This is a genomic window from Teichococcus vastitatis (assembly GCF_003604215.1).
Taxonomy (GTDB): domain Bacteria; phylum Pseudomonadota; class Alphaproteobacteria; order Acetobacterales; family Acetobacteraceae; genus Pseudoroseomonas; species Pseudoroseomonas vastitatis.
Genome location: NZ_QXGS01000004.1, coordinates 219549 through 245818, shown reverse-complemented (window position 1 = coordinate 245818; position 26270 = coordinate 219549). Strand labels below are relative to the sequence as shown.

General features: G+C 69.9%; 25 protein-coding genes and 2 tRNA genes. 20 read left to right on the top strand and 7 right to left on the bottom strand.

What is annotated here, in order from left to right; genetic code table 11:
* Position 1 precedes the first annotated feature (1 nt).
* Positions 2-1126, bottom strand: coding sequence for a fumarylacetoacetate hydrolase family protein (locus tag D2K64_RS09010; RefSeq protein ID WP_120008003.1), 1125 nt, complete (start codon positions 1124-1126; stop codon positions 2-4).
* 126 nt (positions 1127-1252) lie between these two features.
* Between D2K64_RS09010 and D2K64_RS09005 the strand changes: the two genes are divergently transcribed.
* From D2K64_RS09005 to D2K64_RS08990, 4 genes are all read left to right on the top strand, one after another.
* Positions 1253-2584 carry an extracellular solute-binding protein gene (locus tag D2K64_RS09005; protein WP_120008001.1) on the top strand — a complete coding sequence of 444 codons (1332 nt, stop codon included), beginning with the start codon at positions 1253-1255 and terminating at the stop codon, positions 2582-2584.
* On the top strand, positions 2584-3495 hold the full coding sequence (locus D2K64_RS09000; RefSeq protein WP_120007999.1) for a carbohydrate ABC transporter permease: 912 nt from the start codon (positions 2584-2586) through the stop codon (positions 3493-3495). Before D2K64_RS09005 ends, D2K64_RS09000 begins: the two co-directional genes overlap by 1 nt.
* A 2-nt stretch (positions 3496-3497) precedes the next feature.
* Positions 3498-4316, top strand: a complete 819-nt coding sequence (locus tag D2K64_RS08995; RefSeq protein ID WP_120007997.1) for a carbohydrate ABC transporter permease — start codon at positions 3498-3500, stop codon at positions 4314-4316.
* 110 nt (positions 4317-4426) lie between these two features.
* Complete coding sequence (locus tag D2K64_RS08990; RefSeq protein WP_120007995.1) at positions 4427-4957, top strand: gamma carbonic anhydrase family protein; 531 nt, start codon at positions 4427-4429, stop codon at positions 4955-4957.
* Here D2K64_RS08990 and D2K64_RS08985 read toward each other — a convergent pair whose 3' ends face one another.
* Together D2K64_RS08985 and D2K64_RS08980 are read right to left on the bottom strand one after the other, a co-directional pair.
* Complete coding sequence (locus D2K64_RS08985) at positions 4958-6274, bottom strand: aspartate aminotransferase family protein (protein ID WP_120007994.1); 1317 nt, start codon at positions 6272-6274, stop codon at positions 4958-4960.
* Between the two features lie 64 nt (positions 6275-6338).
* Entirely contained in the window at positions 6339-7376 is a 1038-nt protein-coding gene (locus D2K64_RS08980; protein ID WP_120007992.1) for an alpha/beta fold hydrolase, read from the bottom strand.
* Positions 7377-7513: 137 nt separating this feature from the next.
* Here D2K64_RS08980 and D2K64_RS08975 point away from each other — a divergent pair, with 137 nt between their 5' ends.
* Complete coding sequence (locus tag D2K64_RS08975; RefSeq protein WP_120008120.1) at positions 7514-8650, top strand: glycosyltransferase family 4 protein; 1137 nt, start codon at positions 7514-7516, stop codon at positions 8648-8650.
* A complete protein-coding gene (locus D2K64_RS08970) occupies positions 8647-9615 on the top strand; it encodes a glycosyltransferase family 9 protein (RefSeq protein WP_120007990.1) in 969 nt (322 codons plus the stop codon). The genes D2K64_RS08975 and D2K64_RS08970 overlap by 4 nt, the downstream gene beginning before the upstream one ends.
* On the opposite strand, the gene D2K64_RS08965 is transcribed toward D2K64_RS08970, so the two are convergent.
* Positions 9612-10064: an Lrp/AsnC family transcriptional regulator gene (locus tag D2K64_RS08965; protein ID WP_120007987.1), complete on the bottom strand. Its 453-nt coding sequence runs from the start codon at positions 10062-10064 to the stop codon at positions 9612-9614. The two genes, D2K64_RS08970 and D2K64_RS08965, sit on opposite strands and share 4 nt — an antisense overlap.
* Positions 10065-10257: 193 nt before the next feature.
* Here D2K64_RS08965 and maiA point away from each other — a divergent pair, with 193 nt between their 5' ends.
* Both maiA and D2K64_RS24315 read left to right on the top strand, forming a co-directional pair.
* Positions 10258-10884, top strand: coding sequence for a maleylacetoacetate isomerase (gene maiA, locus D2K64_RS08960; protein WP_120007985.1), 627 nt, complete (start codon positions 10258-10260; stop codon positions 10882-10884).
* Positions 10874-11233, top strand: a complete 360-nt coding sequence (locus tag D2K64_RS24315) for a hypothetical protein (RefSeq protein ID WP_157985784.1) — start codon at positions 10874-10876, stop codon at positions 11231-11233. The genes maiA and D2K64_RS24315 overlap by 11 nt, the downstream gene beginning before the upstream one ends.
* Positions 11234-11249: 16 nt before the next feature.
* Here D2K64_RS24315 and D2K64_RS08950 read toward each other — a convergent pair whose 3' ends face one another.
* Together D2K64_RS08950 and D2K64_RS08945 are read right to left on the bottom strand one after the other, a co-directional pair.
* On the bottom strand, positions 11250-11552 hold the full coding sequence (locus tag D2K64_RS08950; RefSeq protein WP_120007981.1) for a hypothetical protein: 303 nt from the start codon (positions 11550-11552) through the stop codon (positions 11250-11252).
* Positions 11553-11845: 293 nt separating this feature from the next.
* Entirely contained in the window at positions 11846-14002 is a 2157-nt protein-coding gene (locus D2K64_RS08945; protein ID WP_120007979.1) for an anthranilate synthase component I, read from the bottom strand.
* Positions 14003-14282: 280 nt separating this feature from the next.
* On the opposite strand from D2K64_RS08945, the gene D2K64_RS08940 reads away from it, so the two are divergent.
* From D2K64_RS08940 to D2K64_RS08890, 11 genes are all read left to right on the top strand, one after another.
* Entirely contained in the window at positions 14283-16493 is a 2211-nt protein-coding gene (locus D2K64_RS08940) for a mechanosensitive ion channel domain-containing protein (RefSeq protein ID WP_120007977.1), read from the top strand.
* A gap of 284 nt (positions 16494-16777) precedes the next feature.
* The gene (gene ffh / locus D2K64_RS08935; RefSeq protein WP_120007975.1) at positions 16778-18166 is read left to right on the top strand and encodes a signal recognition particle protein; all 1389 of its coding nucleotides are present in this window, start codon (positions 16778-16780) and stop codon (positions 18164-18166) included.
* Positions 18167-18204: 38 nt separating this feature from the next.
* Positions 18205-18540 (top strand): 30S ribosomal protein S16, encoded by a 336-nt coding sequence (rpsP, locus tag D2K64_RS08930; RefSeq protein WP_120007973.1) that lies wholly within the window; start codon positions 18205-18207, stop codon positions 18538-18540.
* A 29-nt stretch (positions 18541-18569) separates the two neighbouring features.
* On the top strand, positions 18570-19205 hold the full coding sequence (gene rimM / locus D2K64_RS08925; protein ID WP_120007971.1) for a ribosome maturation factor RimM: 636 nt from the start codon (positions 18570-18572) through the stop codon (positions 19203-19205).
* Positions 19202-19915, top strand: a complete 714-nt coding sequence (trmD, locus tag D2K64_RS08920) for a tRNA (guanosine(37)-N1)-methyltransferase TrmD (RefSeq protein WP_120007969.1) — start codon at positions 19202-19204, stop codon at positions 19913-19915. Before rimM ends, trmD begins: the two co-directional genes overlap by 4 nt.
* A 74-nt stretch (positions 19916-19989) precedes the next feature.
* Positions 19990-20364 (top strand): 50S ribosomal protein L19, encoded by a 375-nt coding sequence (gene rplS / locus D2K64_RS08915; protein ID WP_120007967.1) that lies wholly within the window; start codon positions 19990-19992, stop codon positions 20362-20364.
* Between the two features lie 351 nt (positions 20365-20715).
* On the top strand, positions 20716-22143 hold the full coding sequence (gene leuC / locus D2K64_RS08910) for a 3-isopropylmalate dehydratase large subunit (protein WP_120007965.1): 1428 nt from the start codon (positions 20716-20718) through the stop codon (positions 22141-22143).
* A 3-nt stretch (positions 22144-22146) separates the two neighbouring features.
* On the top strand, positions 22147-22788 hold the full coding sequence (gene leuD / locus D2K64_RS08905) for a 3-isopropylmalate dehydratase small subunit (RefSeq protein ID WP_120007963.1): 642 nt from the start codon (positions 22147-22149) through the stop codon (positions 22786-22788).
* Positions 22785-23897, top strand: coding sequence for a 3-isopropylmalate dehydrogenase (gene leuB, locus D2K64_RS08900; protein WP_120007960.1), 1113 nt, complete (start codon positions 22785-22787; stop codon positions 23895-23897). The genes leuD and leuB overlap by 4 nt, the downstream gene beginning before the upstream one ends.
* Before the next feature lie 59 nt (positions 23898-23956).
* A tRNA-Arg gene (locus D2K64_RS08895) sits at positions 23957-24033 on the top strand.
* Between the two features lie 40 nt (positions 24034-24073).
* Positions 24074-24150 (top strand) — tRNA-Arg (locus D2K64_RS08890).
* A gap of 449 nt (positions 24151-24599) precedes the next feature.
* On the opposite strand, the gene D2K64_RS08885 is transcribed toward D2K64_RS08890, so the two are convergent.
* The gene (locus D2K64_RS08885) at positions 24600-25454 is read right to left on the bottom strand and encodes a protein-L-isoaspartate O-methyltransferase family protein (protein ID WP_238384099.1); all 855 of its coding nucleotides are present in this window, start codon (positions 25452-25454) and stop codon (positions 24600-24602) included.
* Between the two features lie 294 nt (positions 25455-25748).
* Between D2K64_RS08885 and D2K64_RS08880 the strand changes: the two genes are divergently transcribed.
* Positions 25749-26264, top strand: coding sequence for a hypothetical protein (locus D2K64_RS08880; protein WP_120007957.1), 516 nt, complete (start codon positions 25749-25751; stop codon positions 26262-26264).
* Positions 26265-26270 lie beyond the last annotated feature (6 nt).

The following is a 26270-nucleotide window of genomic DNA, read 5'->3' as shown; positions in this document are numbered from 1 at the left end:
GTCATGCCTTCGGAAGCCCCCGCTTCGCCAGGTTCCCCATCAGCGCGCCGATGCCGAAGCGCCAGGGCGGGCAGGCATCGGTGCGGTCGGTCACGTTTTCCAGCACGCCGAGCCGCGCGCTGGAGATGCGCACCGTGTCGCCCACATGGTGGGTGAAGCCCATCCCGGCCGCGTCGCGGTCCTTGGAGGGGGAGAAGGGCGTGCCCAGGAACAGCGCCGCGCCGTCCGGGTATTGGTGGTGGGGGTTGATCATCTGCCCCACCAGATCCGCCGGATCGCGCGAGATGATGCCGACCTTGCCGGATTCCTCCAGGCTGAAGCCGTCCGTGCCGGTGATGGCGAGCGTGATCTCGGCCTGGCGGATGTCCTCCAGGGTGAAGCCCGCATCGAACAGGCGGATGGCCGGGCCGAGGGCGCAGGCGGCGTTGTTGTCCTTGGCCTTGCCCAGCAGCAGCGCCGAGCGCCCCTCCACGTCGCGCAGGTTGACGTCGTTGCCCAGCGTCGCGCCGACGATGTCGCCGCGCGCGTTCACCGCCAGCACCACCTCCGGCTCCGGGTTGTTCCAGGCGCTACCGGGATGGATGCCGATCTTGCTGCCGATGCCGACGGCGGAAAGCGGCTGGCCCTTGGTGAACACCTCGGCATCCGGTCCGATGCCGACCTCCAGATACTGGCTCCACCAGCCGCGCTCCACAAGGTTGCGCTTCAGCGCCATGGCCTCGGCGCTGCCCGGCACCAGGCTGGCCAGGTCCTCGCCGATGATGCCGCGGATCTCGGCGCGGATGTGCTCGGCCTGGCGGGCATCGCCGCGGCAGCGCTCCTCGATCACGCGCTCCAGCATGGAGCGGGCATAGGTGACGCCGCAGGCCTTCAGTGCCTGCAGGTCGAAGGGCGCCAGCGGCGCGGCGGCGGCGAGGTCGAGCGACAGCGTCACCCCGCGCGCGGCGATGGCGGCGACCGGGTCGGGCGTGTTGAGCCAGGCGCTGACCGTGCCGAAGGCCGGCGTCATGTCATAGGCTGCGCCCCGGGCGAGGGCGACGGCCTGCGGCCCTTCGGCCCCTTCGATGCGCAGCGCGAAATGGCCGTCCCGCCAGTCGGCGGGCAGGGCGGTGTCGAGACTGGTCATGGCGTCCTCCGGATGGCTTCCTCACCATTTTCCTAGCCGCTTCCGTTGGGGCTTGCCATCCGGGGGGCGGCGATGAAAGCATGAACCCAACAACCGGCCACCGCCGGAACAAAGGGAGAGTTCAAGATGCCCGAATTCACGCGCCGTGCCGCGTTGCGTGCGGCTGCCGGGGTGCTGGCCGCCCCCGCGCTGGTGGAAAGCGTCGGCGCGCAGCAGGCCTTCGACTGGAAGCGCTTCAAGGGTGAGCGCGTCGAGGCCAGCCTGACCGCCAATCCGCGCTCCTCCCTGCTGATGCAGCATGCGAAGGAATTCGAGGAACTGACCGGCATCCGCGTCGGCGCCGAGGCGATTCCGGAGCAGCAGCACCGGCAGAAATTCGCCATCGAGTTCGCCTCTGGCCGGCCCTCCTTCGACGTGGTGGGCATCAGCCTGCATGTCAGCAAGCGCCAGGTCGGCCGGGCTAAGTGGACCACCGACATCCGGCCCCTGCTGCAGGACGCCACAATGACCTCGCCGGATTTCGACTTCGCCGATTTCGGCCAGGGTCCGGTGGCTTATTCCACGCAGGCCGATGGGCGCATGGACACGCTGCCGGAATTCACCGACTACTTCATCCTCTACTACAACAAGGACCTTCTGGCGGCGAAGAACATCGCCGTGCCGAAGACCTTTGACGAGTTGTACACCGCGGCCAAGGCGCTGACCGACCCGGCTAAGCAGCAATACGGCTTTGTCGGCCGCGGGCTGCGCAACGCCAACGTGGTGCTGTGGTCGTCCTTTCTGCTCGGCACGCAGCAGCGCGACACGGTCAGCCCGGACATGAAGCTGCTGACCGACACGCCGGACGCTATCTGGGCGACCGAGATGTACCAGAGGCTGATGCGCGACTGCGCGCCGCCGGGCAATGTGGGCTTCAACTGGAACGAGTGCCAGACCACCTTCATGCAGGGGCGCGCGGCCTTCTGGATCGACGGCGTGGGCTTCGCCGCGCCGCTGGAGGACAAGACCCGCTCCCGCGTCGCCGGCAAGGTCGGCTATGCGGTGTCCCCGGCAGGCCCGGCGCACCATCATTGCTGCCTGTTCGGCACCGGCTTCGGCATCAGCGAGCAGACCCGCAACAAGGGGCCGTCCTGGTATTACCTGCAATGGGCTTCCGGCAAGCAGAACCAGCTGCGCTACCTGACCTCGGGCGCCGGCGCGCCGGCGCGCACCAGCCCGTTCCGCAATGAGGAAGCGATCAGCACCAGCCGCTTTCCGCGCGACTTCTTCACCACTCTGGTGGAAAGCGGCCGGATCGCCCGCCCCGGCCTGCCGGAGATCGTGCCGGTGACCGAGTTCCGCGACACCATCGGCACGGCGCTGACCAATTGCATCGGCGGCGCCGACCCGGCCACCGAGCTGAAGCGCGCCACCGAGGCCTTCCGCCCGGTGCTGGAGCAATCGGAAAAGGCCACCTGATGTCCGGCGCCGCCACCCTCCCGGCGGCGGTCGCCGCGGCCAGACCGCGCCGCAACTATGCGCGGCGTTATGTCTGGTTCGTGGTGCCGGCCGCCATCGTGGTGCTCAGCGTGATCCTGTTTCCCTGGGTCTTCACGCTGTTCATGTCCGCGCATGACTGGAAGATCGGCGGCGGGCACAGCTATGTGGGGCTCGACAACTACCGCAAGCTGTTCACCGATGACCGCTTCCTGTGGTCCATGGCGCGCACCCTGTACTTCACCGCGCTGGCGGTGGTGGGGCCGATGGTGCTGGGCACGATCGCGGCGCTGGTGTTCTCGCGCAACTTCCCGCTGCGCGGCCTGGCACGCACCGTGTTCATCCTGCCGATGATGGCGACGCCGGTGGCGGTGGCGCTGGTCTGGACCATGATGTTCCACCCGCAGCTCGGCGTGCTGAACTGGATCCTGACGCAGTTCGGCCTGCCGCCCTCGATGTGGATCTACGACGCCCGCACGGTGATCCCGACGCTGGTGATGGTGGAGGTGTGGCACTGGACGCCGCTGGTGATGCTGATCGTGCTCGGCGGCCTTGCCTCCCTGCCAGTTGATCCCTACGAGGCGGCGAAGATCGACGGGGCGAATGGCTGGCAGGCCTTCCGCCACATCACTTTCCCGCTGCTGCTGCCCTTCCTGGTGGTGGCGTTGATCATCCGCACCATCGACGCGCTGAAGGCGTTCGACACCATCTACGTCATCACCCAGGGCGGGCCGGGCACCAGCTCCGAGACCATCAACATCTTCCTCTACCTGCAGGGCTTTGCCTACTACAACATGGGCTATGCCAGCGCCGTGGTGGTGGTGTTCTTTCTGATCATCGTGTCGCTCGCCGGGGTGCTGCTATGGGCGCGCAACCGGGCAAAGGACCTCTGAGCATGATGCGCGCCCTGGAGAAGATCGGCTTCGCGCTGACGGTTCTGGTGCTGGTCTCGCCGGCGGCGATGGTGTTCCTGTGGATGCTGTCGCTGTCGCTGAAGACCGAGCTGGACAACACCGCCTGGCCGCCCGTGTTCATGCCCGCTCCGCCGGTGTGGGACAATTTCCTGGCGGTGTTCGAGCGCAACGACTTCCTGCTCTATACCTGGAACAGCGTGGTGGTGTCCTTCACCGCGACGGGGCTGGCCATCCTGATCGGCGTGCCGGCCGGCTACGGCATCGCCAAGATGCGGGCGACGCGGGCCGCGATGCTGATCCTGATCGCGCGCATCACGCCCGGCCTGTCCTACCTGATCCCGCTGTTCCTGTTGTTCCAGTGGCTTGGCCTCACCGGCACGCTGACGCCGATCGTGGTGACGCATCTCGTTATCACCGTGCCGATCGTGGTGTGGGTGATGATCGGCTTCTTCGAGGGGCTGCCGGCGGAGCTGGAGGAGGCGGCGCTGGTGGACGGTGCCAATATCTGGCAGGCCTTCCGGCACGTTGCTTTTCCGCTGGCGCGCCCAGGCATCACCGTCGCGGTGATCCTGTCCTTCATCTTCTCCTGGAACAATTTCATCTTCGCCATGGTACTGGCCGGTCGCGAGACGCGCACCCTGCCGGTCGCGGTCAACAACATGCTGACCTTCGAGCAGATCTCCTGGGGCCCGCTGGCCGCCGCGGCGCTGCTGGTGACGCTGCCGGTGCTGCTGCTGACGCTGCTGGCGCAGAAGCAGATCATCGCCGGACTGACCGCGGGCGGCGTGAAGGGCGGCTGAGGCCGGGGGGCGGGGCCAGGGGGGCGGGTCCAGCGTCGGGAATGGCAGGCGGGAGGCTTGCCGGCGCCCGGCTTCCGGACCACGCTTGTGTCCGCACAAGGAGGAACCCCATGCCGATCTACGCCCTGGATGACGCCGAGCCGGTCCTGCCGCCCGAGGGCCGCTACTGGATTGCCCCCGACGCGCATGTGATCGGCGACGTCACCCTGGGCGACGAGGTGGGCGTCTGGTTCGGCGCCGTGGCGCGCGGCGATCAGACGCCGATCCGGGTCGGCGACCGCACCAACATCCAGGAAGGCGCCATGCTGCACGCCGACCCTGGCGCGCCCTTGACGATCGGCAGCGAGGTCACGATCGGCCACCATGCCATCCTGCATGGCTGCACGGTGGGCGACGGCGCGCTGATCGGCATGGGCGCCACGGTGCTGAACCGGGCCCGCATCGGGCGGCACTGCATCGTCGGCGCTAACGCGCTGGTGCCGGAAGGCAAGGAATATCCGGATTATTCCCTGATCATCGGCGCCCCGGCGCGTATCGCCCGCACGCTGGAGCCGGAGGTGGCGGAGAGGCTGCGCGCCTCGGCGGTGCATTACGTGGCCAATTGGCGCCGCTTCACCAAGGGTTTGCGGCGCATCGGCTGATCACCGGCACAGCAGCGAGCGGCGCGCCTGCAGGAAGTCCTGCAGCGCCGCATCCAGCGCGTCGTGGTCGTCCTCGGTCAGCGGCAGGGACAGCGCCATGAAGCCGCGCTTCGGCATGGTGTAGATGCCGCGCTCCAGCAGGTCGTAGAACAGCAGGGCGCGCAGCGTGGCATCGCCCTCCGCCGCATCGGCGGGCGAGCGGATCTCACCCCGGCGCGCGTGGAAGGCCAGCATCGAGCCGAGGCCGGTGACCTGCAGCGCGGCGCCGGCCTCGCGGCACCGCGCGTTCAGCCGCCCGCGCAGCGCATCGCCCCGCGCGTTCAGCGCCAGCGCGGCTTCCGGCGTGTAGACCTGGCCGAGGCCGGCGATGCCGGCGGCGAGGGTGAAGACATTGTTGTTGTAAGTGCCGGAATGCTGCAACGGCACTGCCTGGCGCGGATCGAAGCCCTGCATCAGTTCGGCACGGCCGCCAAATGCCCCGGCGGTGAGGCCGCCGCCGATATATTTGCCGAGCGCGGTCAGGTCCGGCGTGATGCCGTGCCGCGCCTGCAGCCCGCCGGGCGACAGGCGGGACGTCATCACCTCGTCGAAGATCAGCACGATGCCGTGCTGCGCGGTGCGCTCGCGCAGCATCAGCAGGAAGTCGCGCTCGGCCGGGATGCAGCCGCCGCCGCCGATCATCGGCTCCACGATCACCGCGGCCAGCCTGTCGGCATGGGCATCGATCAGCCTGCGCGTCGCCTCGGCATCGTTGTAGGGCGCGACCACCGTCTCGAACGGCACGTTGAGCGGATTGTCCCGCGCGGTGAAGGTGAGGAAGCCGCCATGATAGCAACCGGCGAAGCCCAGCACCGCCGGGCGCCCCGTGACCACGCGGGCCGTCTGCACCGCGAAGGTGTTGGCCTCGGAGCCGGAATTGCACAGCCGCACCCGTTCCAGACTCGGGAAACGGGCGCAGAGCAGGGCGGCCAGCTCGCCTTCCATGGCGGTGTGGCCGCCGAAATTCCAGCCGCGGTCCAGCTGCGCCTCGATGGCGGCGCGGATCACCGGGTGGCTGTGGCCATAGATGCCGGCGGTCGCCTCGCCCAGGAAATCGATGCGGCGATGGCCATCCTCGTCCCACAGCGTGGCACCCTCGCCACGGGCCCAGGCCACGGGGAAGGGGTCGAAGAAGATGCCGGTGCGGGTGTTGCCGCCCGGCAGGGAGGAGAGCGCCGCCTCATGCACGCGGCGGCTCTGCGGGTGGGCGGCGGCATAGAGGGCCTGGGCTTCCTCCAGCGCCGCCGCGGCATCCGTGTTGGCCAGCATCTGGTCCATGCGCGTCGCGCTCCGTTCCGACCCGGAGCAGGGTCTGGCGGCGGCGGCGGCGTGTCAACCGGACTCAGCGCAGGCGGGAGAGTTCCTGCAGCAGGCTCTGATGGAAGCGCGCCGGAGCCTGGATCTGCGGCGAATGGCCGAGATCCTCGAAGCGCACCAGCTTGGAGTTCGGGATGGCCTCATGCGCCCGGGGCGCCAGCTCGGAGTAATTGCCGAGCCTGGGCTGCACGTCGCGCGGTGCCGCCGCCTTGCCGATGGCGGTGTTGTCCTTGTCGCCGATCATCAGCAGCGTCGGCACGCGGATCTGGGGGAACTGGTAGAGCACCGGCTGGGTGAACACCATGTCGCTCGTTTGCGCCTGGTTCCACAACACCTGCTCGCGGCCCGGCCCGGCATACAATCCCGCCTGCATCTGCACCCAGCGCTCGAAGCGCGGCTCCCATTGGCCGGCGTAATAGGTGTTGCGCTGGTAGGCGCGAATGCTCTCGACGCTGGTGCGCTGCTCGGACGCGAACCACTGGTCGACCGTCTGGTGCGGCACGCCGGCCGCTTCCCAATCTTCCAGGCCGATCGGGTTGACCATGACCAGGCCCTCGGTCTGCTCCGGATAGGTCAGGGCATAGCGCGCGGCCAGCATGCCGCCCATGGAATGGCCCATCACCACGGCGCGGCGGATGCCCAGCTCGTTCAGCAGCGCGTGGGTGTTGGCGGCGAGCTGGTGCAGGGTGAACTGGTAACCCTGCGGCTTGGAGGAGCGGCAGAAGCCGATCTGGTCCGGCACCACCACGCGCCAGCCATTGTCGCGCAGCGCCCCGATCGTCTCCTCCCAGGTGGCGCCGCAGAAATTCTTGCCGTGCAGCAGCACGATGCTGCGGCCATTCGGGCGCTGCGGCTGGATGTCCATGTAGCTCATGGACAGCGGCTGGCGCTGCGACGTGAAGTTGAATTCGGCCGTGGGAAAGGGATAGGCAAAGCCTTCGAGACGCGGGCCATAGCTCTGCTCGACGCCGGAATCCGGCGCCGCGGCGGGCTGTTGCGCCCGCACGGCGGAAACGGCGGCGGGCAGCATCAGCAGCGCGGCGATCAGGGAAGCAAGGCGCATCGGCGTCAACTCCGGAGCAAGGGTCGCTGGCGGCAGATATGGGGGAGGCGGTTCGCGGTTCCGCTCACGATTCCGCCAGCCCCGGAGCCGGCGGCGCGCTTCCGCCGGGCGGCGATCTGCCTTATGCCCGGCGCGCCATGCCCCGTTTCGACTCGCCCGCCATCCTGCAGGTCCTGCCCGCGCTGAATGCGGGCGGGGTGGAGCGCGGCACGCTGGAGGTCGCCGGCGCCATTGCCGGGGCCGGCTTCCGGCCGCTGGTGGCCTCGGCCGGAGGGCGGCTGGTGCCGCAACTGGAAGCGCTGGGGGCGCGCCATGTCACCCTGCCGTTGGATGGCAAGTCGCCGCTGGCGCTGTGGCGCAACGCCGGCGCGCTGCAGCGGCTGATCGCGGCGGAAGGGGTGCGCATCGTGCATGCCCGGTCGCGCTTCCCGGCCTGGTCGGCCCTCTGGGCGGCGCGGCGCGCGGGTGCCCGTTTCGTCACAACCTATCATGGCACCTACAACGAGAACTTCCCCGGCAAGCGTCGCTACAACGCGGTGATGGCGCGCGGCGAGCGGGTGATCGCCATTTCCCGCTTCATCGCCGAGCTGATCCGGCAGCGGCACAACACCGATCCGGCGCGCATCCGGCTGATCCCGCGCGGCGTGGACACCGGCCTGTTCGACCCGGCGGCCGTCGACCCGGCGCGGATCGCCGCCCTGCGCGCGGCCTGGGGGGTGCCGGAGGATCGTCCGGTGCTGCTGCTGCCGGCGCGGATCAGCCGGTGGAAAGGGCAGGGGGTTCTGCTGGAGGCCTTGGCACGGCTGCCGGCGCCGCGCCCCTTCGCGCTGCTGCTGGGTGACGCGGGGCGCGGTGCCTTTGCCGCCGAGCTGCGCGGCAAGGCGGCATCCCTCGGCCTGCAGAACGACATCGCCATGCCCGGCCACACCGACGACCTGCCGGCCGCCTTTCTGCTGGCCGACCTGGCGCTGCATTGTTCCACCGATGCCGAGGCCTTCGGGCGGAGCGTGATCGAGGCGCAGGCCATGGCGCGGCCGGTGATCGCGGCCGATCTCGGTGGCCCGCGCGAAACGGTGCGGCCGGGCGACACCGGCTGGCTGGTGCCGCCCGGCGACCCGGCGGCCCTGGCGGCGGCCATCGCGCGAGTTCTGGCGCTGCCGGCCGAGGCGCGGGCCGCTATCGGCGCGGCGGCCCGCGCCGAGGTGCAGGCGCGGTACAGTACGGCCGCCATGCAGCGTGCCACGCTGGATGTGTACCGGGAGCTTCTGCCGTGACAACCGACGCCGCGCCCGGCCGCATCCTGGTGATCAAGCTGTCGGCGCTGGGCGATTTCATCCAGGCCTTCGGACCCTTCGCTGCGATTCGCGCGCATCACCCGGGGGCCGAGATCACCCTGCTGACCACGCCGCCCTTCGCGGCGCTGGCGCGCCGGGCGCCGTGGTTCGACCGGGTCTGGGCCGATGGCCGGCCGGAATGGCGCGACCTCCGCGCCGTGGCGCGGCTGGCGCTGCAGCTGCGGCGCGCCCGGTTTCAGCGCGTGTACGACCTGCAAACCTCCGGGCGCTCCTCGCGCTACCGCTGGTTCACCGGCGGGGGGGCAGACTGGTCGGGCATCGCGCGCGGCGCCAGCCATCGGCATGACAATCCCGAGCGCGACCGCCTGCACACGGTGGAACGGCAGCGCGACCAGTTGCGGCGCGCCGGCATCAGCCGGTTTCCGCCACCGGAGATGGGCTGGCTGGAGGCCGAGCTCGATGGCTTCGGCCTTCCCGCGCGCTTCGGCCTGATGATTCCCGGCGCCTCGCCGCACCGGCCCGGCAAGCGCTGGCCGGTGGAGCATTTCGCCGCGCTGGCAGCAACCCTGCCGGTGCCCGTCGCGGTGCTGGGCGGCGCGGCGGAGCGGCCGCTGGCGGAGGCGATCCGGCGTTCGGCGCCGGCCACGGTGGACCTCACCGGCCGCACCGACCTGCTGCAGATCGGTGCCCTGGCCCGCCGCGCCGCCTTCGCCGTCGGCAACGACACCGGACCCACGCATCTGGCGGCGGCGACCGGCTGCCCCACGGTGGCGCTGTTCGGCGCCGACAGCGACCCGGCGCTGGCGGCGCCGCGCGGACCCGCCGTTGTTGTGCTGCGCCACCGTCCGCTGGCCGGGCTGGACCGCGCCGCCGTGCGAGCGGCGCTGGCCGATCTGGCGTTGCGCCCGCCGCCCGGCGGGGAACCGGATCCTGGCCCGCGCTAGGGCAGTGCCGACACGCTGCGCTTGAGGCAACGCAGGGCAAAGGTCGTGCGGGTGTGGCGCACGCCGGGAAGCCGGTAGAGCTTTTCCCGCAGCAAGGCCTCGTAGCCCGCGGTGCCGCTGACCGCCGCCTTGATCAGGTAGTCATATTCGCCGGTTGTCAGGTGGCATTCCAGCACCTCCGGCATGTCCTGCACCGCCTGCTCGAAGCGGCCCAGCGCCGCCTCGTCATGCTTCTCCATCATGATCTCGACGAAGACGGTGTCGGGCAGGCCCAGCGCCTCCTGGTTCAGCAACGCCACGTAGCCTTCGATCACTCGCGCCTGCTCCAGGCGCCGCACGCGGGTCCAGCAGGGAGAAGGGGAGAGTCCCACCTGCTCCGCCAGCTCCGCATTGGTCAGGCGCGCGTTGCGGGCCAGCGCCCGCAGGATGCGGCGGTCGATGTCGTCCATGATCCCCTCCCGGCGACCGGGCGCCCTGCCTTGGCTGCAAGTATGGCGGTGACATGGCCGGGACGGCCGAGTGATGCCGCATTCTGCGCCTAAGACTCTGATCATGAGGCATCGGAAACAGAGTTCGTCCATTTCGGCATCGACATTGACAAGCGCTGTTGATCATCACAGTATCGCGATCGGAGGCCTGGGCATGCGCCTGTTCGGATATTGCTCATCGCCGGCAACGCAGCGGATCCAGATCGCACTGGCGTTGAAGGGTCTCGATGCGCCGACGGTTCCGTCCAAGCTGTCGCGGGACGGGGAAAGCGGAGATGTTTCGCTGCAGCCGCAGGCCGCCGGCGGACCGCCGGTTCTGCAACTGGCCGACGGCACCAGGCTCACCCAGTCCCTGGCGATCCTGGAATGGCTCGAGGAGATCTGGCCCAGCCCCGCCCTGCTGCCGCCCGACCCGATCACCCGTGCGCGGGTGCGCAGCTTCGCCCAGGTGCTGTCCAGCGAGGTGCATCCGCTGCAAAGCCTGCGTGTGCTGGCGCGGTGCCGCGATGGCGGCCTGCTGGAAGGCGAGGCCCAGGCCTGTGCCCGCCAAGCCATCCGCGAGGGGCTGGACGCCGGTGAAGCGCTGCTGACTGACAGTGCCGGCCCGTTCTGCTTCGGCGACACGCCGGGCCTGGCCGATCTGTGCCTCGTTCCGCAACTGCGCATGGCCCGCCATTTCGGCGTGCATCTGGCCTTTCCGCGGCTGCTCGCCGCCGAGGCCGCCTGTCTCACCTTGCCGGCTTTCCGGCAGGCCACCCTGGAGCCGTTGCATGCCGTTTAACCGCAAGTTCCGTCGAAGCCTGCTGCGCCGTCTGCCCACCATGCTGGGGGTGCTGGCGGTGCTGTTGCCGGCGGCGGCGCAGGCGCAGCTGCGCAGCTTGGTGGTGCCGGCGGATACCGGGGTGGCGGTGGCGGCGCGCGGCCAGGCCCAGCCGCGGCTGGTGGCGCCCCCTGCGGCCCTTCTGGCGCCGCTCGACGAGCCGCCGGCGCCGGTGCAGCTGCCGGCCGGTGGCCAGGGGCTCGCCGCGCCATTCGGAATGGTGCTGCCGCTGGCGGCCGGTGCCCTGCTGGGGGCCGGGCTGTCCCAGGGCGGGGGTGCCGGCGGCGGCAGCCCTGTCCGCACGCGCTGAGAAACGCCGCCGCGCCTCAGCCTTGCGGCTGACGCGACAGCGTGACGCGATAGCGGCCGGCGCTGATTTCCAGTGCGCCGGCGTCACGTTGCCAGAACCAGGCCCGCTCATCTTCCCAGCGCGCATAGCTTTCCCAGGTCCCGATCCGCAGGAAGCCGCAGAACGGGCTATCGATCTCGGCCTCGAAGCGGCCCCAGCGCAGGATCACGACCGGCCAGATGCCCGTGGCACGCGGCGCGTGCAGAAAGGCCGCCTCGTCCATGGATGCGGCGCCCAGGGCGGGGGCGGCGGTGGCGGGCTCTGGCACGAAGGCGTTCATCAGGGTCTCCTGGGTGGCGCGGCGGGGGGCGTGGGCTTACCGGGAGAATGAATGTTATGCATTTTAAATCAACTCACAGTAGAGGGAGTTGTGTCGTCTTCCGTTTCCTCAACCTGGGATAAAATCGCTGCTCCCGGCCGGGCGGAACAAAGCAGCCGCCGCCCCGTTCGACGGGGGCAGCATCATTATTAACTTGAAACGACCGGCCAAGATTAAGCGGAACCCCGAGACGCGGTCCACGCAACTGCGCGTGTAGCCGGCCACCGTCCCGGGGGAACAAGGGCCGGCGCGCCTCATTCCGCGGCGGCACCCGTGACGTAGTGCTGCAACAGGTGGCGGATCAGCGGCATGCCGATGCTGGCGGGATCGGTCATCAGTGATTCCGGGTGGAACTGCACCGCCGCCAGCTTCAGCGTGCGGTGCTCGATCGCCATGATCACGCCATCCTCGGTTTCCGCCGTGTTCAGCAGCTCGGCCGGCAGGGCCACCTTGCGGGCATGCAGCGAATGGTAACGGCCGACGGTGAAGCGTTCCGGCAGCCCGGCCAGCAACTGCCCGCCAAGGTTGCGGATCTCCGACGGCTTGCCGTGCATGGGCAGCGCCAGCTGGTCCAGCGCGCCGCCGAAATGCTCCACCATGCCTTGCAGGCCGAGGCACACCCCAAAGGCCGGCAGGTTGCGCCCGATCACGAGGTCGAGCGTCTCGGACATGGCGAAGTCGGAGGGCCGGCCAGGGCCCGGCGACAGCAGCACCAAGTCCACCGGCGCGTTGCCGCGCAATTCGGCGCGGGCGGCTTCGGGCCGCAGGGTGCGCACCTCGGCCCCCGCGGCGCGGACATAGCTGGCGAGGGTGTGAACGAAGCTGTCCTCGTGATCGACCAGCAGGACGCGCAAGCCGGATGCGGCCGGCGTGGCGGTGCCGGCGGCGGCGGCCGGCTTCGCCTCGCCGCGGATCGCGGCGAACATGGCGGAGGCCTTCAGGCGGCATTCCGCCTCCTCCGCCGCAGGCTCGCTGTCATGCAGCAGGGTGGCGCCGGCGCGCACCTCGGCCACGCCGTCCTTCATGCGGATGGTGCGCAGCGTCAGCCCGGTGTTCATGTTGCCGTCAAAGGTCATGCGGCCGATGGCGCCGCCATACCAGCGGCGGGCGGAACGCTCCTCGGCCTCGACGTGGCGGATCGCCCAGGATTTCGGCGCCCCAGTCACGGTCACCGCCCAGGCATGGCTCAGGAAGCCGTCCAGCGCGTCGCGCTCGGGCAGCAGGATGCCTTCCACATGGTCCACCGTGTGGATCAGGCGGGAATACATCTCGATCTGCCGCCGGCCGATCACCCGCACCGTGCCGGGCACGCAGACCCGCGCCTTGTCGTTGCGGTCCACGTCGGTGCACATGGTCAGCTCGCTCTCCTCCTTGGCGGAGTTGAGCAGGGTGCGGATGTTGGCCGCGTCCTCCAGCGCGTCGCGGCCGCGCTTGATGGTGCCGGAGATCGGGCAGGTCTCGATCCGCTTGTCCTCGACACGGACAAACATCTCGGGCGAGGCGGCGACCAGGAACTCGCCCTCGCCGAGGTTCATCAGCGCCCCGTAGGGCGAGGGATTGACCTGGCGCAGGCGGCGGAAGATCTCGCTGGGCGCGTCCTGGCACGCGGTGGCGAAGGTCTGGCCCAGCACCACCTCGAACAGATCGCCGCGGGCGAAGGCGTCGCGCGCTCGCTCCACCATGGCGGCGTATTCGCCGGGGCCGTAATCGCTTTCGGGCGGCGCGGCGTTCTGCCCCGCCTGGAAGCCTTCCGCCGCGGTGTCGCGCGGCAGATCCGCCGTGGAGTGGCCGGCGACCTCGAAATCGTAGCGATACACGGTGGCCCGGTCGCGCAAGTGGTCCACCACCAGGATCTCGTCCGGCAGAAAGAGCACCAAGTCGCGCTGGTCGGCGGCGCGGGGCAGGCGCAGCTGCACCGGCTCGAACTGGAACACAAGATCGTAGCCGAAGGCGCCGTAGAAGCCGAGATGCGCGTCCTCGGCACTGCCGAACAGGTCGCGCAGCGCGCGCAGCACGGAAAACACGGAAGGCTGGCGGGAACGCTCTTCTTCCGGAAAGCTGCCTTCCGGGGTGCGCACCGCGAGATCGATCTGCTGCTCCGTGGCCGTGAGCGACGCCAGTTCCGGCAGGCGGCGCAGCGCCAGCGCCACGGCGCCGAGCAGCACCGCGCCGCGCGCGTTCAGCGCCTTGATCGTCATCTCCCGCCCGCGCGCCTGCAGCATCAGCGGCGGGTCCGAGAAGCCCAGATCCCAAAACGTGTAGCGGCCCGGGAATTCGAAGGAGGAGGAGAGCAGCACGCCGCGCTGGGTGTCCAGCCGCGTCGCCAGCGCCGCCAGCGCGTCGCGCGCCCCGGTTTCCAGCGTTTCGCGGCGGATGCTGATGCCGCCATCGGTTCGGTAGTTGATCTGCATCGACAAACTCCGGGCTTCAGGGGCCACGGGGTCCGGGATCGATCGGCTTGTGGGAACAAGAAGGCCGCCCGGAACTCCGTGGCGGCCGTGTAGGGTTACGCGGGCCGCCTCAGGGGAGGGGCCACCACCAGCTCTGCTGAGGCATCCGCGTGTTCATTGGCTGAACTGTAGCGAGGCCCCGCGGCGGCGGCAAGAGGATCGGCACGGTTCGTGGTTGACGCCCGCGGCCGCGCCCCCAAGCTGGAACGCTTTGCCGCCCTTCCAAGCCACCGGAGCCTAGATGCGCTGTTTTGCCTATGGTCTCGTCCTGCTGTTGTTGATCGCGCCGCCGCTGGCGGCCCAGACCACCGGCGACGCGGCGGCGCCCGCCGCGCCGTCACCGGCGCCGGCGCAGGACACCGCCGCGGAGCTGGTGCGGCTGCTGGAGAATGACGAGGCCCGGGCCGCCCTGATCGCGCGGCTGCGCCAGGGCGCCGCCGCGCCGGCCGCCGATGCCACGGCCGCGGAACCGGCGCTGGTGCGGCAGATCGCGGAGCGCAGCCGGGCGATCGCCGAGGGCGCGGCGGCGGGCCTGTCCTCCGTCGCGCGCACGCTGTCGGAGGTCGGCTCCGGCGCGCTGAACCTGGGCCGGCCGGGCCTGGCGGCGCTGGGCGACCTGGCGCTGGGCGTGGCGCTGGTCGCACTCGGCCTGGCCGTCAGCTACCTGCTGCTGCGCGCGGCGGTGAAGCGGTCGCGCCGCTGGCTGGCGCTGCGGGCCGCGGGGCGGGGCTGGGTGGGGCGGACGCTCGGCCTGGCGGGCGGCATGCTGTTCGATGCCCTGGCGGTGCTGCTCGCCTGGGGGGCGGGCTATGCCCTGGCGCTGCAGGTGGTGGGCGGCGCCACCGGGCGGATGGGCATCGGCCAGAGCCTGCTGTTGAACGCGTTTCTGATGGTGGAGGCGGCCAAGCTGGTGCTGCGCGCCGCCTTGTCGCCGCGGCAGCCGATCCTGCGCCCGGTGCCGTTGAACGACGAGGCCGCCGCCTATTGGTTCCTCTGGCTGAAGCGGCTGGTGTCGCTGCTCGGCTATGCGTTCCTGTTCGCTGCGCCGGTGCTCGCCACCACCTCGCTGGCGGCGGCGGAGGCGCTGCGCGTGGTGGTGATGGCCATGGCGCTGGTGATCGCGGTGCTGCTCGTGCTGCAGAACCGCGCGCCGGTGCGGGCCGCCCTGACCGCCCGCGCCGCGCAGGGCCGGCAGGACATGCTGTCGCGCACCTTGTCGCTGCTCGGCCAGGTCTGGCACGGCCTGGCCATCTTCTACCTCGTCGCCCTGTTCGCCGTGTGGCTGGTCAACCCGCGCGAGGCGCTGTCCTTCATGGTCGGGGCCACGGCCGAATCCGCCCTGGCGATCCTGGCGGGCGGTCTGGTGTTGTTTCTGATCCGCCGCGCCGTGCATCTGAGCGTGCGGGTGCCGGCCGATCTGGCCGAGCGCCTGCCGCTGCTGGAAGGCCGGCTGCGGGCCTTTGTGCCGCGGGTGATGCAGGCGGTGCGGACGGTGGTGCTGGTCTGCATCGCCGCGCTGATCGCCCAGGCCTGGGGGCTGGTGGATTTCCTGGGCTGGCTGGCGAGCGAGGGCGGGCAGCGCGTGGCGGGCTCGCTGCTGTCGGCCGGGCTGATCGTGGTGGTCGGGATCGCGATCTACATCGCCGTGTCGTCCTGGGTGGAATACCGCCTCAACCCCCATTACGGCACCGCGCCGACGCCGCGGGAGCGCACCCTGCTGTCGCTGTTCCGCAACGCCTTCACCATCGCCCTGTGCGTGCTGGTGCTGATGCTGGCGCTGGCGCAGATCGGGGTGAACATCGCGCCGTTGCTGGCGGGCGCCGGCGTGCTGGGCCTGGCGATCGGCTTCGGGGCCCAGAAGCTCGTGCAGGACATCATCACCGGCGCCTTCATCCAGCTCGAGAACATCATGAACGAGGGCGACGTGGTGGCGGTCGGCGGCACGTCCGGCGTGGTGGAGCGGCTGACCATCCGCTCCGTCTCGATCCGCGACCTGAGCGGCACGCTGCACCTGATCCCGTTCTCCTCCGTCGACAAGGTCTCGAACATGATGAAGGGCTTCTCCTTCCACGTGGCCGAGATCGGCGTCGCCTACCGGGAGAACATCGACGAGGTGAAGGCGGCCATGCAGGAGGCGTTCGACCAGCTGGCGCAGAGCGCGCACGGCGCCGGCATCCTGGGTCCGCTGGACATGCAGGGCCTGGTGCAGTTCGGCGATTCGGCGGTTGTGGTGCGGGCCCGCATCAAGACCCTGCCGGGCAAGCATTGGGTGATCGGCCGCGCCTACAACGAGATCATCAAGCAGGTCTTCGACGCGCGCGGCATCGAGATCCCGTTCCCGCACCTGACGCTCTACATGGGGCAGGACAAGCAGGGGGCGGCGCCGCCGCTGCCGGTGGAGGTGACGCCGGTGCGGCCGAAGGCGCGCCTCGCCCCGGTTCCGGGACGATAGCCGCCGGCGGGGCGGGCGGTGCCCGACGCCGCGATGCGGGTGCGGGAGGCGCTTTCCCCTCGGCTCTCTCGGCGCTCCGGCAGGTGGGGGTCGCCACGAAGCCAACAGCAAGAGCTGCTGCTTGACCCCGGAGGGCGAAATGGCATAAACCCCGCCGACCTGGGCCAGACCCGGGATTTTTGGTCGGCGCCTCCCTGGAGAGGCCCGGCTCCGTCGCTCCGCGAAGGCTCGCGCAGCGGCGCGTTTTGTTTTGGGCGCCCGCCAGGGCGCGGCAGTGAGGGCGGATGTTCGAGGCGCTTTCGGGCAAGCTGAACGGGGTTTTCGACCGGCTGCGCCGCCGTGGCGCGCTGACCGAGGCCGACGTCGCCGAAGCCTCGCGCGAGGTCCGCATCGCGCTGCTGGAAGCCGATGTCGCCCTGCCGGTGGTCAAGGACATCGTCGCCAAGGTGCGCGAGCGCGCCGTGGGCCAGGAAGTGCTGCGCTCCGTCTCCCCGGCGCAGCAGGTCATCAAGATCGTCAATGATTGCCTGGTGGAGGCGCTGGGCGGTGGGGAAGGCGTGGAGCACGTCCCCGGCATCAGCCTGAACGCGGCCTCCCCGGTGCCGATCCTGATGGTCGGCCTGCAGGGCTCGGGCAAGACCACCACCTCCGGCAAGATTGCGCTGCGGCTGCGCATGCGGGACCGCAAGAAGGTGCTGCTGGCCAGCCTGGACGTGCACCGTCCGGCCGCGCAGCTGCAGCTGGAAACCCTGGCGAAGCAGGCCGGCGTCGCGTCCCTGCCCATCATCCAGGGGCAGGGCCCGCTGGAAATCGCGCAGCGCGCCATGCAGGTGGCGCGCGGCGAGCTGTACGACGTGGTCATCCTCGACACCGCCGGCCGCCTGTCGATCGACGAGGCGCTGATGGAAGAGGTGGCGCAGGTCAAGGCCGCCACCCGCCCGCATGAGAGCCTGCTGGTGGTGGATGCCATGACCGGCCAGGACGCGGTGCAGACGGCGCGCGCCTTCAACGAGCGCGTCGGCATCACCGGCATCGTCATGACGCGCATCGACGGCGATGCGCGCGGCGGCGCAGCGCTGTCCATGCGGGCGGTGACCGGCGCGCCGATCAAGCTGCTCGGCGCCGGCGAGAAGCTGGAAGCGCTGGAGGATTTCCACCCCGACCGCATTGCCGGCCGCATTCTTGGCATGGGCGACATCGTTTCCCTGGTCGAGCGAGCCGCCGAGACGATCGACAAGGCCGAGGCGGAGAAGCTCGCCGCGAAGATGCAGAAGGGTCAGTTCGACCTGGAGGATTACGCGGCGCAGCTGAAGCAGATCAACAAGATGGGCTCGCTGTCCGGCATCCTGAACATGCTGCCGGGCATGGGCAAGCTGAAGGGTCAGATCGACGAGTCGAAGCTCGACGGTTCGATCCTGAAGCGGCAGGCGGCGATCATCGGCTCGATGACGATGAAGGAGCGCCGCAACCCGGCGATCCTGAAGGCGTCGCGCAAGAAGCGCATCGCCGCCGGCTCGGGCACCTCCGTGCAGGAGGTGAACAAGCTGCTGAAGCAGTTCGACGATATGTCCGCGATGATGAAGCGGATGAGCAAGCTTGGCCAGAAAGGCATGATGCGCGGCGGTCTCGGCGCGCTGCTTCCTGGCATGGGGGGCGGCAAGCGCCCCTTCTGATGTTTCAACCTTCGAATCACTGAAAGACTGGAAGAACGATGGGCCTGAAGATCCGCCTCGCGCGCGCCGGCGCCAAGAAGCGCCCCTACTACCACATCGTGGTGGCCGACAGCCGCTCGCCGCGCGATGGCCGCTTCATCGAGAAGGTCGGCAGCTACAACCCGATGCTGCCCTCCGACCATGCCGAGCGCGTGCGCCTGTTCGACGAGCGCATCAAGCACTGGCTGAGCAACGGTGCCGTGGCGACAGACCGCGTGGCCAAGTTCCTGGGCCATGCCGAGCTGGCGCCGATGCCGGTGTTCCGTGAGCAGCCGAAGCAGTCCGCGCCGAAGAAGAAGGCGCAGGAGCGCGCCGCCGCCGCCGCGGCCGGCTGATCCAGGAACCCTGGTAGCAGCCACGCAGCATGGGTAAGGATCGCATCCTGGTGGGGGAGATCGGACGGCCGCACGGTGTGCGCGGCCTGGTCCGCGTCCAGTCCTTCACCGCCGATCCGGCGGCGCTGGCCGCCTACGGGCCGCTCTCGGATGAGAGCGGAACGACGACGCTGGTGCTGCAATGGCTGCCCGGCGGGCTTGCCCGCGTCGAGGGCGTCCAGGACCGCGATGCCGCTGCCAGGCTGACCGGCACCCGCCTTTACGTGCCCCGCGACAGGCTGCCCGCGCCGGAGGAGGAGGAATTCTACCTCGCCGATCTGGTCGGGCTGCCGGTGCAGGACAAGGCAGGGCAGGTGCTGGGCAGCGTGCGCAGCGTCGAGGATTACGGCGCCGGCGCCTTTCTGGCGGTGGTGGACGAGGCGGGGCGCGAAACCCTGCTGCCCTTCACCCGTGCCGTGGTGCCGGTGGTGGACGTCGCCGCCGGCCACCTCGTCGTGGAGCCGCCGGAGGACATTGTGGTGCCGCCCGAGCCGGGGGATGCCCCGGAGGGCGCCAATGATGCGGAGCCGCGCACGGTGCTGGCCGAGCCGGTCCGGTCTCTGCCGCGCCGGCAGGACGACCCGAAGCGGATCGGCCCGCGCGGCGTGCGCGGAGGCGGCGCATGAGCTGGCACGCCACGGCGCTGACGCTGTTCCCCGAGATGTTCCCGGGCCCGCTCGGCCTGTCGCTGGCGGGCCGGGCGCTGCGCGAGGAGCGCTGGCGGCTCGACACGCGGCAGATCCGCGACTTCGCCGCCGACAAGCACCGCACGGTGGACGACACGCCCTGCGGCGGCGGCGCCGGCATGGTGCTGCGGCCGGATGTGGTGGATGCCGCCTGTGCCGCCGCTCTGGCGGAGGGTGCCGGGCGGCCGCTGGTCTATCTCACCCCGCGCGGGCGCCTGCTGGACCAGGCGCTGGTGCGGGAGCTGGCGGCGGGACCGGGGGTGATCCTGGTGTGCGGCCGCTATGAGGGGCTGGACCAGCGGGTGATCGAGGCGCGCGGCATGCGCGAGGTCTCGGCCGGCGACTTCGTGCTCTCGGGCGGGGAGCCGGCGGCGTTGCTGTTGCTCGACGCCTGCGTGCGGCTGCTGCCGGGGGTCATGGGAGGTGCGGACAGCGCGGCGGAGGAAAGCTTCGCCGAGGTCGACGCGCCGCTGCTGGAATACCCACACTATACCCGCCCGGTGGAATGGCAGGGCAGGGCGGTGCCGGAGGTGCTGTTGTCGGGCCACCATGCGGCGGTGGCGCGTTGGCGGCGGGAGCAGGCGGAGGCGGCGACGCGCGAGCGGCGGCCGGATCTCTGGGCCAGGCATGTGTCGCGGCGGGCGGGCTGACCGCCATGCCGCAGAAAACGGATTGAACGGGCGGCCCGCGCCGCCTCAACGGATTGATCGAGAGGACCAAACCCATGAACCTGCTGCAGCAGTTCGACGCCGAGCAGCTTTCCCGCCTGGCCAGCGCCCGCGAGGTGCCGGCCTTCGCCGCCGGTGACACCGTCCGCGTGATGGTGAAGGTGGTCGAGGGCGAGCGCACCCGCACCCAGGCCTATGAGGGCGTGGTGATCGCGCGCTCCAACAAGGGCGTGCACAGCAACTTCACCGTGCGCAAGCTGTCCTATGGCGAGGGCGTCGAGCGCGTCTTCCCGCTGTATTCACCGAGCATCGCCGAGATCGCCGTGCTGCGCCGGGGCAAGGTGCGCCGCGCCAAGCTGTACTACCTGCGGGGCCGCACCGGTAAGTCCGCCCGCATCGCCGAGAAGGCCGCGCCGCGCGCCAAGGCCTGAGGCCGCCGCCGGCCGCTTGGCCGGTCCGGAACGACCACGCCGCCCGCGCGATCCGCGCGGGCGGCGTTTTTCATGACGGGCCATCCCGCTGCCGATGGTGCCGGCCGTCCGGGGAAGCGCCGCGGGCTTTGGGCTCCTTGCGAAACAGCCCTGCTTCGCGAAACATTGCGGCCCTTTCCCTGGGTGTTCGCGACAGTTATGTGATGCGCCGGGGGGAGGGCCGCGCTGCCGGGCAGTGGCGCCGGGATCACTCAGGTGCTTCAATGGGCCGGGTGTGGCGCCATATGCATGGCCACCCCGCGCCGCCTGCCCGCGACGCGCCTTGTGTCACCAGACCCTGAGGTAACGCCGATGTCGGCCACGAAGCCGCGTACGCTCTACGACAAGATCTTCGACGCCCATCTGGTCGAGACGCTTCCGGACGGCACCGCGCTTCTCTACATCGATCGGCACCTCGTGCATGAGGTGACCAGCCCGCAGGCCTTTGAAGGGCTGCGCATGGCGAACCGGCCGGTGCGGCGGCTGGAAGGCACCGTCGCCGTGGTGGACCACAACATCGCCACCGACGCCTCGCGCTACACCGGCATTGACGACCCCGAGAGCCGGGTGCAGGTCGAGACGCTCGAGAAGAACGTCGCCGAGTTCAACGTCCCCTACATCCCGCTGACCGATGCCCGCCAGGGCATCGTCCACATCATCGGGCCGGAGCAGGGCCTCTCGCTGCCCGGCATGACCATTGTCTGCGGCGACAGCCACACCTCGACCCATGGCGCGCTGGGGGCGCTGGCCTTCGGCATCGGCACCTCCGAGGTGGAGCACGTGCTGGCGACGCAGACCCTGCTGCAGAAGCGCGCCAGGAACATGCGCGTGACGGTGGAGGGCGAGCTGCCGGCCGGCTGCACCGCCAAGGACATCGTGCTGGCCATCATCGGCAAGATCGGCACGGCGGGCGGCAACGGCCACGTCATCGAGTTCGCCGGCTCCACCATCCGCGCGCTGGACATGGCCGGGCGCTTCTCGATCTGCAACATGTCGATCGAGGCCGGCGCGCGCGCCGGCATGATCGCGCCGGACGAGACCACCTTCGCCTACGTCAAGGGCCGGCCGCACGCGCCGAAGGGCGAGTATTTCGACCGCGCCGTGGAATGGTGGAAGACCCTGCCCACCGATGAGGGCGCCGTCTTCGACAAGGAGGTGTTCCTCGACGCCGCCGAGATCGTGCCGATGGTGTCCTGGGGCACCAGCCCCGAGGACGTGCTGCCGATCACCGCCGCCGTGCCGGACCCCGAGGCGGCCGCCGACGAGGCCCGCCGCGCGCAGCTGCGCCGCATGGTCGAGTATATGGGCCTGCAGCCGGGGCAGAAGCTGACCGACCTCAAGGTCGACGTGGTGTTCATCGGCTCCTGCACCAACTCCCGCATCGAGGACATGCGCGCCGCCGCCGCCATCGCCCGCGGCCGCCAGGTGGCGGAGGGCGTGCGCGCCATGGTGGTGCCGGGCTCCGGCCTGGTGAAGCTGCAGGCGGAACAGGAAGGCCTCGATGCCGTGTTCAAGGAGGCCGGCTTCGAATGGCGCGAGGCGGGGTGCTCCATGTGCCTCGGCATGAACCCGGACAAGCTGAAGCCGGGGCAGCGTTGCGCCTCCACCTCGAACCGCAATTTCGAGGGGCGGCAGGGGCCGGGGGGGCGGACGCATCTGTGCTCCCCCGCCATGGCCGCCGCCGCCGCCATCACCGGCCACCTCACCGACGTGCGCGAGATCGCCCAGGGGAAGCACTGAGCCATGGACGCCTTCACCACCCTGACCGGCATCGCGGCGCCACTGCCGATGGCCAATGTCGACACCGACAAGATCATCCCGGCCCGCTTCCTCAAGACCATCGCCCGCACCGGGCTCGGCAAGTCGCTCTTCGCCAACCTGCGCTACCGCGAGGATGGCTCGGAGAATCCGGATTTCGTGCTGAACCAGGAGCCCTACCGCCACGCGGAAGTGCTGATCGCGCATGAGAATTTCGGCTGCGGCTCGTCGCGCGAGCACGCGCCCTGGGCGCTGCTGGATTTCGGCATACGCTGCGTCATCGCGCCGGATTTCGCCGACATCTTCCATAACAACAGCTTCAAGAACGGCATCCTGCCGGTGCGCCTGTCGCGCGAGGTGTGCGACCAGCTGATGGAGGATGCGCGGATGGGCGGCAATGCCCGCCTCACCGTGGATCTCCAGCGACAGGTCGTGGTGCGGCCGAATGGCGAGGAGATCCCGTTCGAGATCGATCCGCTGCGCCGCCACCTGCTGCTGAACGGCCTCGACGACATCGGCCAGACCATGCAGAAGAGCACCTCCATCGACGGCTTCGAAGCGAAGCAGCGTGCCGCGCAGCCCTGGCTGTACGGCGCGCCGCAACAGGAGGAACGCACCGCATCATGACCGCCAACAAGAAGCTTCTGGTTCTTCCGGGCGACGGCATCGGCCCCGAGGTGATGCGCGAGGTGCGCCGCATCATCGAGTGGATGGACCGCCGCCGCCATGTCAGCTTCACGCTGGAGGAAGGCCAGGTTGGCGGCGCCGCGCTGGAAGCCACCGGCTCTCCCTGCCCGGACGAGACGGTGGAGCGCGCGCTGGGCGCCGATGCGGTGCTGTTCGGCTCGGTGGGTGGCCCGCGCTGGGACAGCCTGCCTTTCGATAAGCGTCCCGAGCTCGGCATCCTGCGGCTGCGCAAGGAACTCGGGCTGTTCGCCAATCTGCGTCCGGCCGTGGTGCTGAACCCGCTGGTCGATGCGTCGAGCCTGAAGCCCGACCTGGTACGCGGCCTCGACCTGATGATCGTGCGCGAGAGCACCGGCGGCATCTATTTCGGCGAGCCGCGCGGCATCGAGACCCTGCCCAACGGCAAGCGCCGCGGCGTCGATACCGAGGTCTACACGGAGGAGGAGATTGCCCGGGTCGCCCGCGTTGCCTTCGACCTCGCCAGGAAGCGCACCGGCCGGCTGACCAGCGTTGAGAAGGCCAATGTGATGCAGACCGGCCGCCTGTGGCGCGCCGTGGTCTCGGAGATCGGCAAGGCCGAGTATCCCGAGGTCGAGCTGTCGCACATGTATGCCGACAACTGCGCCATGCAGCTCTGCTCGCGCCCCAAGCAGTTCGACGTGGTGCTCGCCAGCAATTTGTTCGGCGACCTGCTGTCGGACCTCGCGGCGGCGCTGACCGGCTCGCTCGGCATGCTGCCATCCGCCACGCTGGGCGCGCCGGACGCCACTGGCCGGCGCCATGCCTTGTATGAGCCGATCCACGGCTCGGCGCCGGATATCGCCGGCAAGGGCATCGCCAATCCCTGCGCCCAGATGCTGTCCTTCGCCATGCTGCTGCGCTGGTCCTTCGGGATGGAGGAGGATGCGAAGCTGATCGAGGCGGCGGTGGAGAAGGTGCTGGCCGGCGGCCTGCGCACCGCCGACATCATGGGACCGGGCACGGCGCGCGTCGGCACCAGCGTGATGGGCGATGCCATTCTGCGCGAACTGGATAAAATGGGCGCGTAACGGCGGAAAACGCCCCTTGCGCGGGGGGAGGGCCTCGGTTATTCCCCCGCCACTGGCCAGCGCCCGTAGCTCAACTGGATAGAGCGCTAGACTACGGATCTGGAGGTTTGGGGTTCGAATCCTCACGGGCGCGCCAAGGCGACTTGGATGGGCCCGAGACTAGAACAATTTGGTATGCGCCCGTAGCTCAGCTGGATAGAGCACCAGACTACGAATCTGGGGGTCAGAGGTTCGAATCCTTTCGGGCGCGCCATACCTTTTCTCGCCTGCTTAGACTGAGTTGCTGCCGTTTTCCGGGTGTGGAAGCCGTTTCCGCCGCCACTCGCGGCATGCTCCGCCCGGCAGCTTGTGGCGTCCGCCCGACCCATCGGCTGCCAGTCCGGCCTGTCGGATCGGAGCGGAGGACGCTCTGCTACGCCGAAGACCATCGGTACCTGCATTCTCCCGACGATGCTGCCCCTCGGCCGATTATCCGGCTGAAGCGCTTTTTCAGGCTCTCCAGGTGCAGGCGGCCCAGCCCGGCGGCTGGAGCGAAGCGGGCCGGTCGCTGAGCGGAGATCCCTGCTTTCCGATCGGCGGCAGCGCTGATGGAGGAGAAGGTGGAAACCCACCGAACCGTTCAACGGCATGATGGCGGAACGCTTACCGGATGCGAAGAGTCCTGTGTCGCAATCCACGGCCGCATCGGAGTGCGCCGCAGCCTCAGCCTGACGCGGTGGAGAGCCACCAGCTTCCTCCATCCAGCCAGCAGGTCTGATCCGCCTCGCCCTCCAAACGGAGGCTGCGCACCCTGGACCAGCCTCCCGCCTGGAAGGTCGCCTCCAGCTTCCGCCCGACCACCTGATCCTGCTGTGCCTGGCAGGCGATGAAGCTGGCGCGGGACACGAATTCCGCTGGCCATGCCCGTTCCGTCCCCGGCGGACGCTTCACGAGCAGCATGCCGCCGAAGCCGCCCTCGGGCTGGAGCGGAAACAGCAGCCGTCCACCGGGACGCAAGGCGTCCAGCCATACCGGACTCGGCTGGGTGATGCCGGCATTCACATAGATCAGGTCGGCCGGCGGCAGGGCTTCCGCCGTGCCGGACCGCGCCAGCACCTCGGCCCATGGCCAGGGTGCCAGATTGGCCACGGCTTTCCTGGCCAGATCGGGGTCGATCTCGAAGGCATGAACCCGCCCCTGGGGTCCAACAAGCTCACACAGGATGGCCGTGTAGTATCCGCTTCCGGCGCCGACCTGCACAACCGTTTCCCCCCTTTGCGGTGCGCAGGCATCCAGGCAGCGCGCATGCAGGGCGGGCTCGCCGATGTTGATCCCGCGCGCCGGGTCGAGCGCGACCAGCACATCCTGGTACAGGAAGGCGGGATCCGCGCCCGGTGTCCGCACATAGCCCGAGCGGGCCGCGCCGCTGCGCCACGGGCTGACCGCCAGGATCGACCAGGGTCCGGGTCCGGCGAAGGGCTCGCGCGGAACGGCGGCGAAGGCTTGCTCGACGCGGGCATCGTCGACGGCGCCCCTGGCCGCCACGTAGCGGGCGTAGAAGGCTCTCCAGTGGGCCATGCGGTCAGAAGCGCCCGTGTCATCGGCTTCTGCGGCCATTGGAAGCACCCGGTCAGAGCTGCGGATCACCACCGGGCGATGCCGGCGACGCGGTCTTGCCTCGATCTTGGTTGTCTTTTTGCCGGAGCGGAATTCATTTTCTCCGGCTGAGGAACAGGCGGAGGCGTGGCAACTCGGGGATCCGCGACCCGGAGGGGCACGCGGCACTATCATCGGGGCCGGACCCTGATTGGCCTTGCCTTCTTCGGGTGGCGGGGCTTCGCTTCCTTTGCGCCATTCAACGGGAGAACCCCCATGTCCGCGGTCAACTGGCACAATCCGTTCCACGTCAACCTGGATTTTCCTGGCCACGACGATCACCCGGTTTCGGCCCCGACCTATGGCAATTTCGGCGGCCCCTCGTATTCGGCGGGGCAATTTCTTGACTCCCCCAATCCTGCGCCAGCCAACCCGGTGCCGGTCGACGCGCTGGACCAGGCGTTCCAGGACCATGATGCGGCCTCGGGCGCCGCGGCAACAGCGGCGGAGCAATCCGCTGCCGACCTGGCTTTGATCCAGGCGATCCAGGCGGTCGATCCCGGCATGATCGACGCCGGCGCTGGCCTCTATGGCGGAGCAGCCACCCTGGCCATGGTGGAGCAGCTTGCCGCCCGCGGCGATCTTGATCTTCTGCCCCCCGAAGCGCTTCTGGCGATCGCCGGCGAGGCCATTCGCGACATCGGCGAGGGGCTCGCGGGATTGGATGCGGAGGACGCCGCCGGCGTCAACGCCTGGCTGGCCGCGCAGGATGGGGGCTGGCTGTTCTCCTGACCGCCG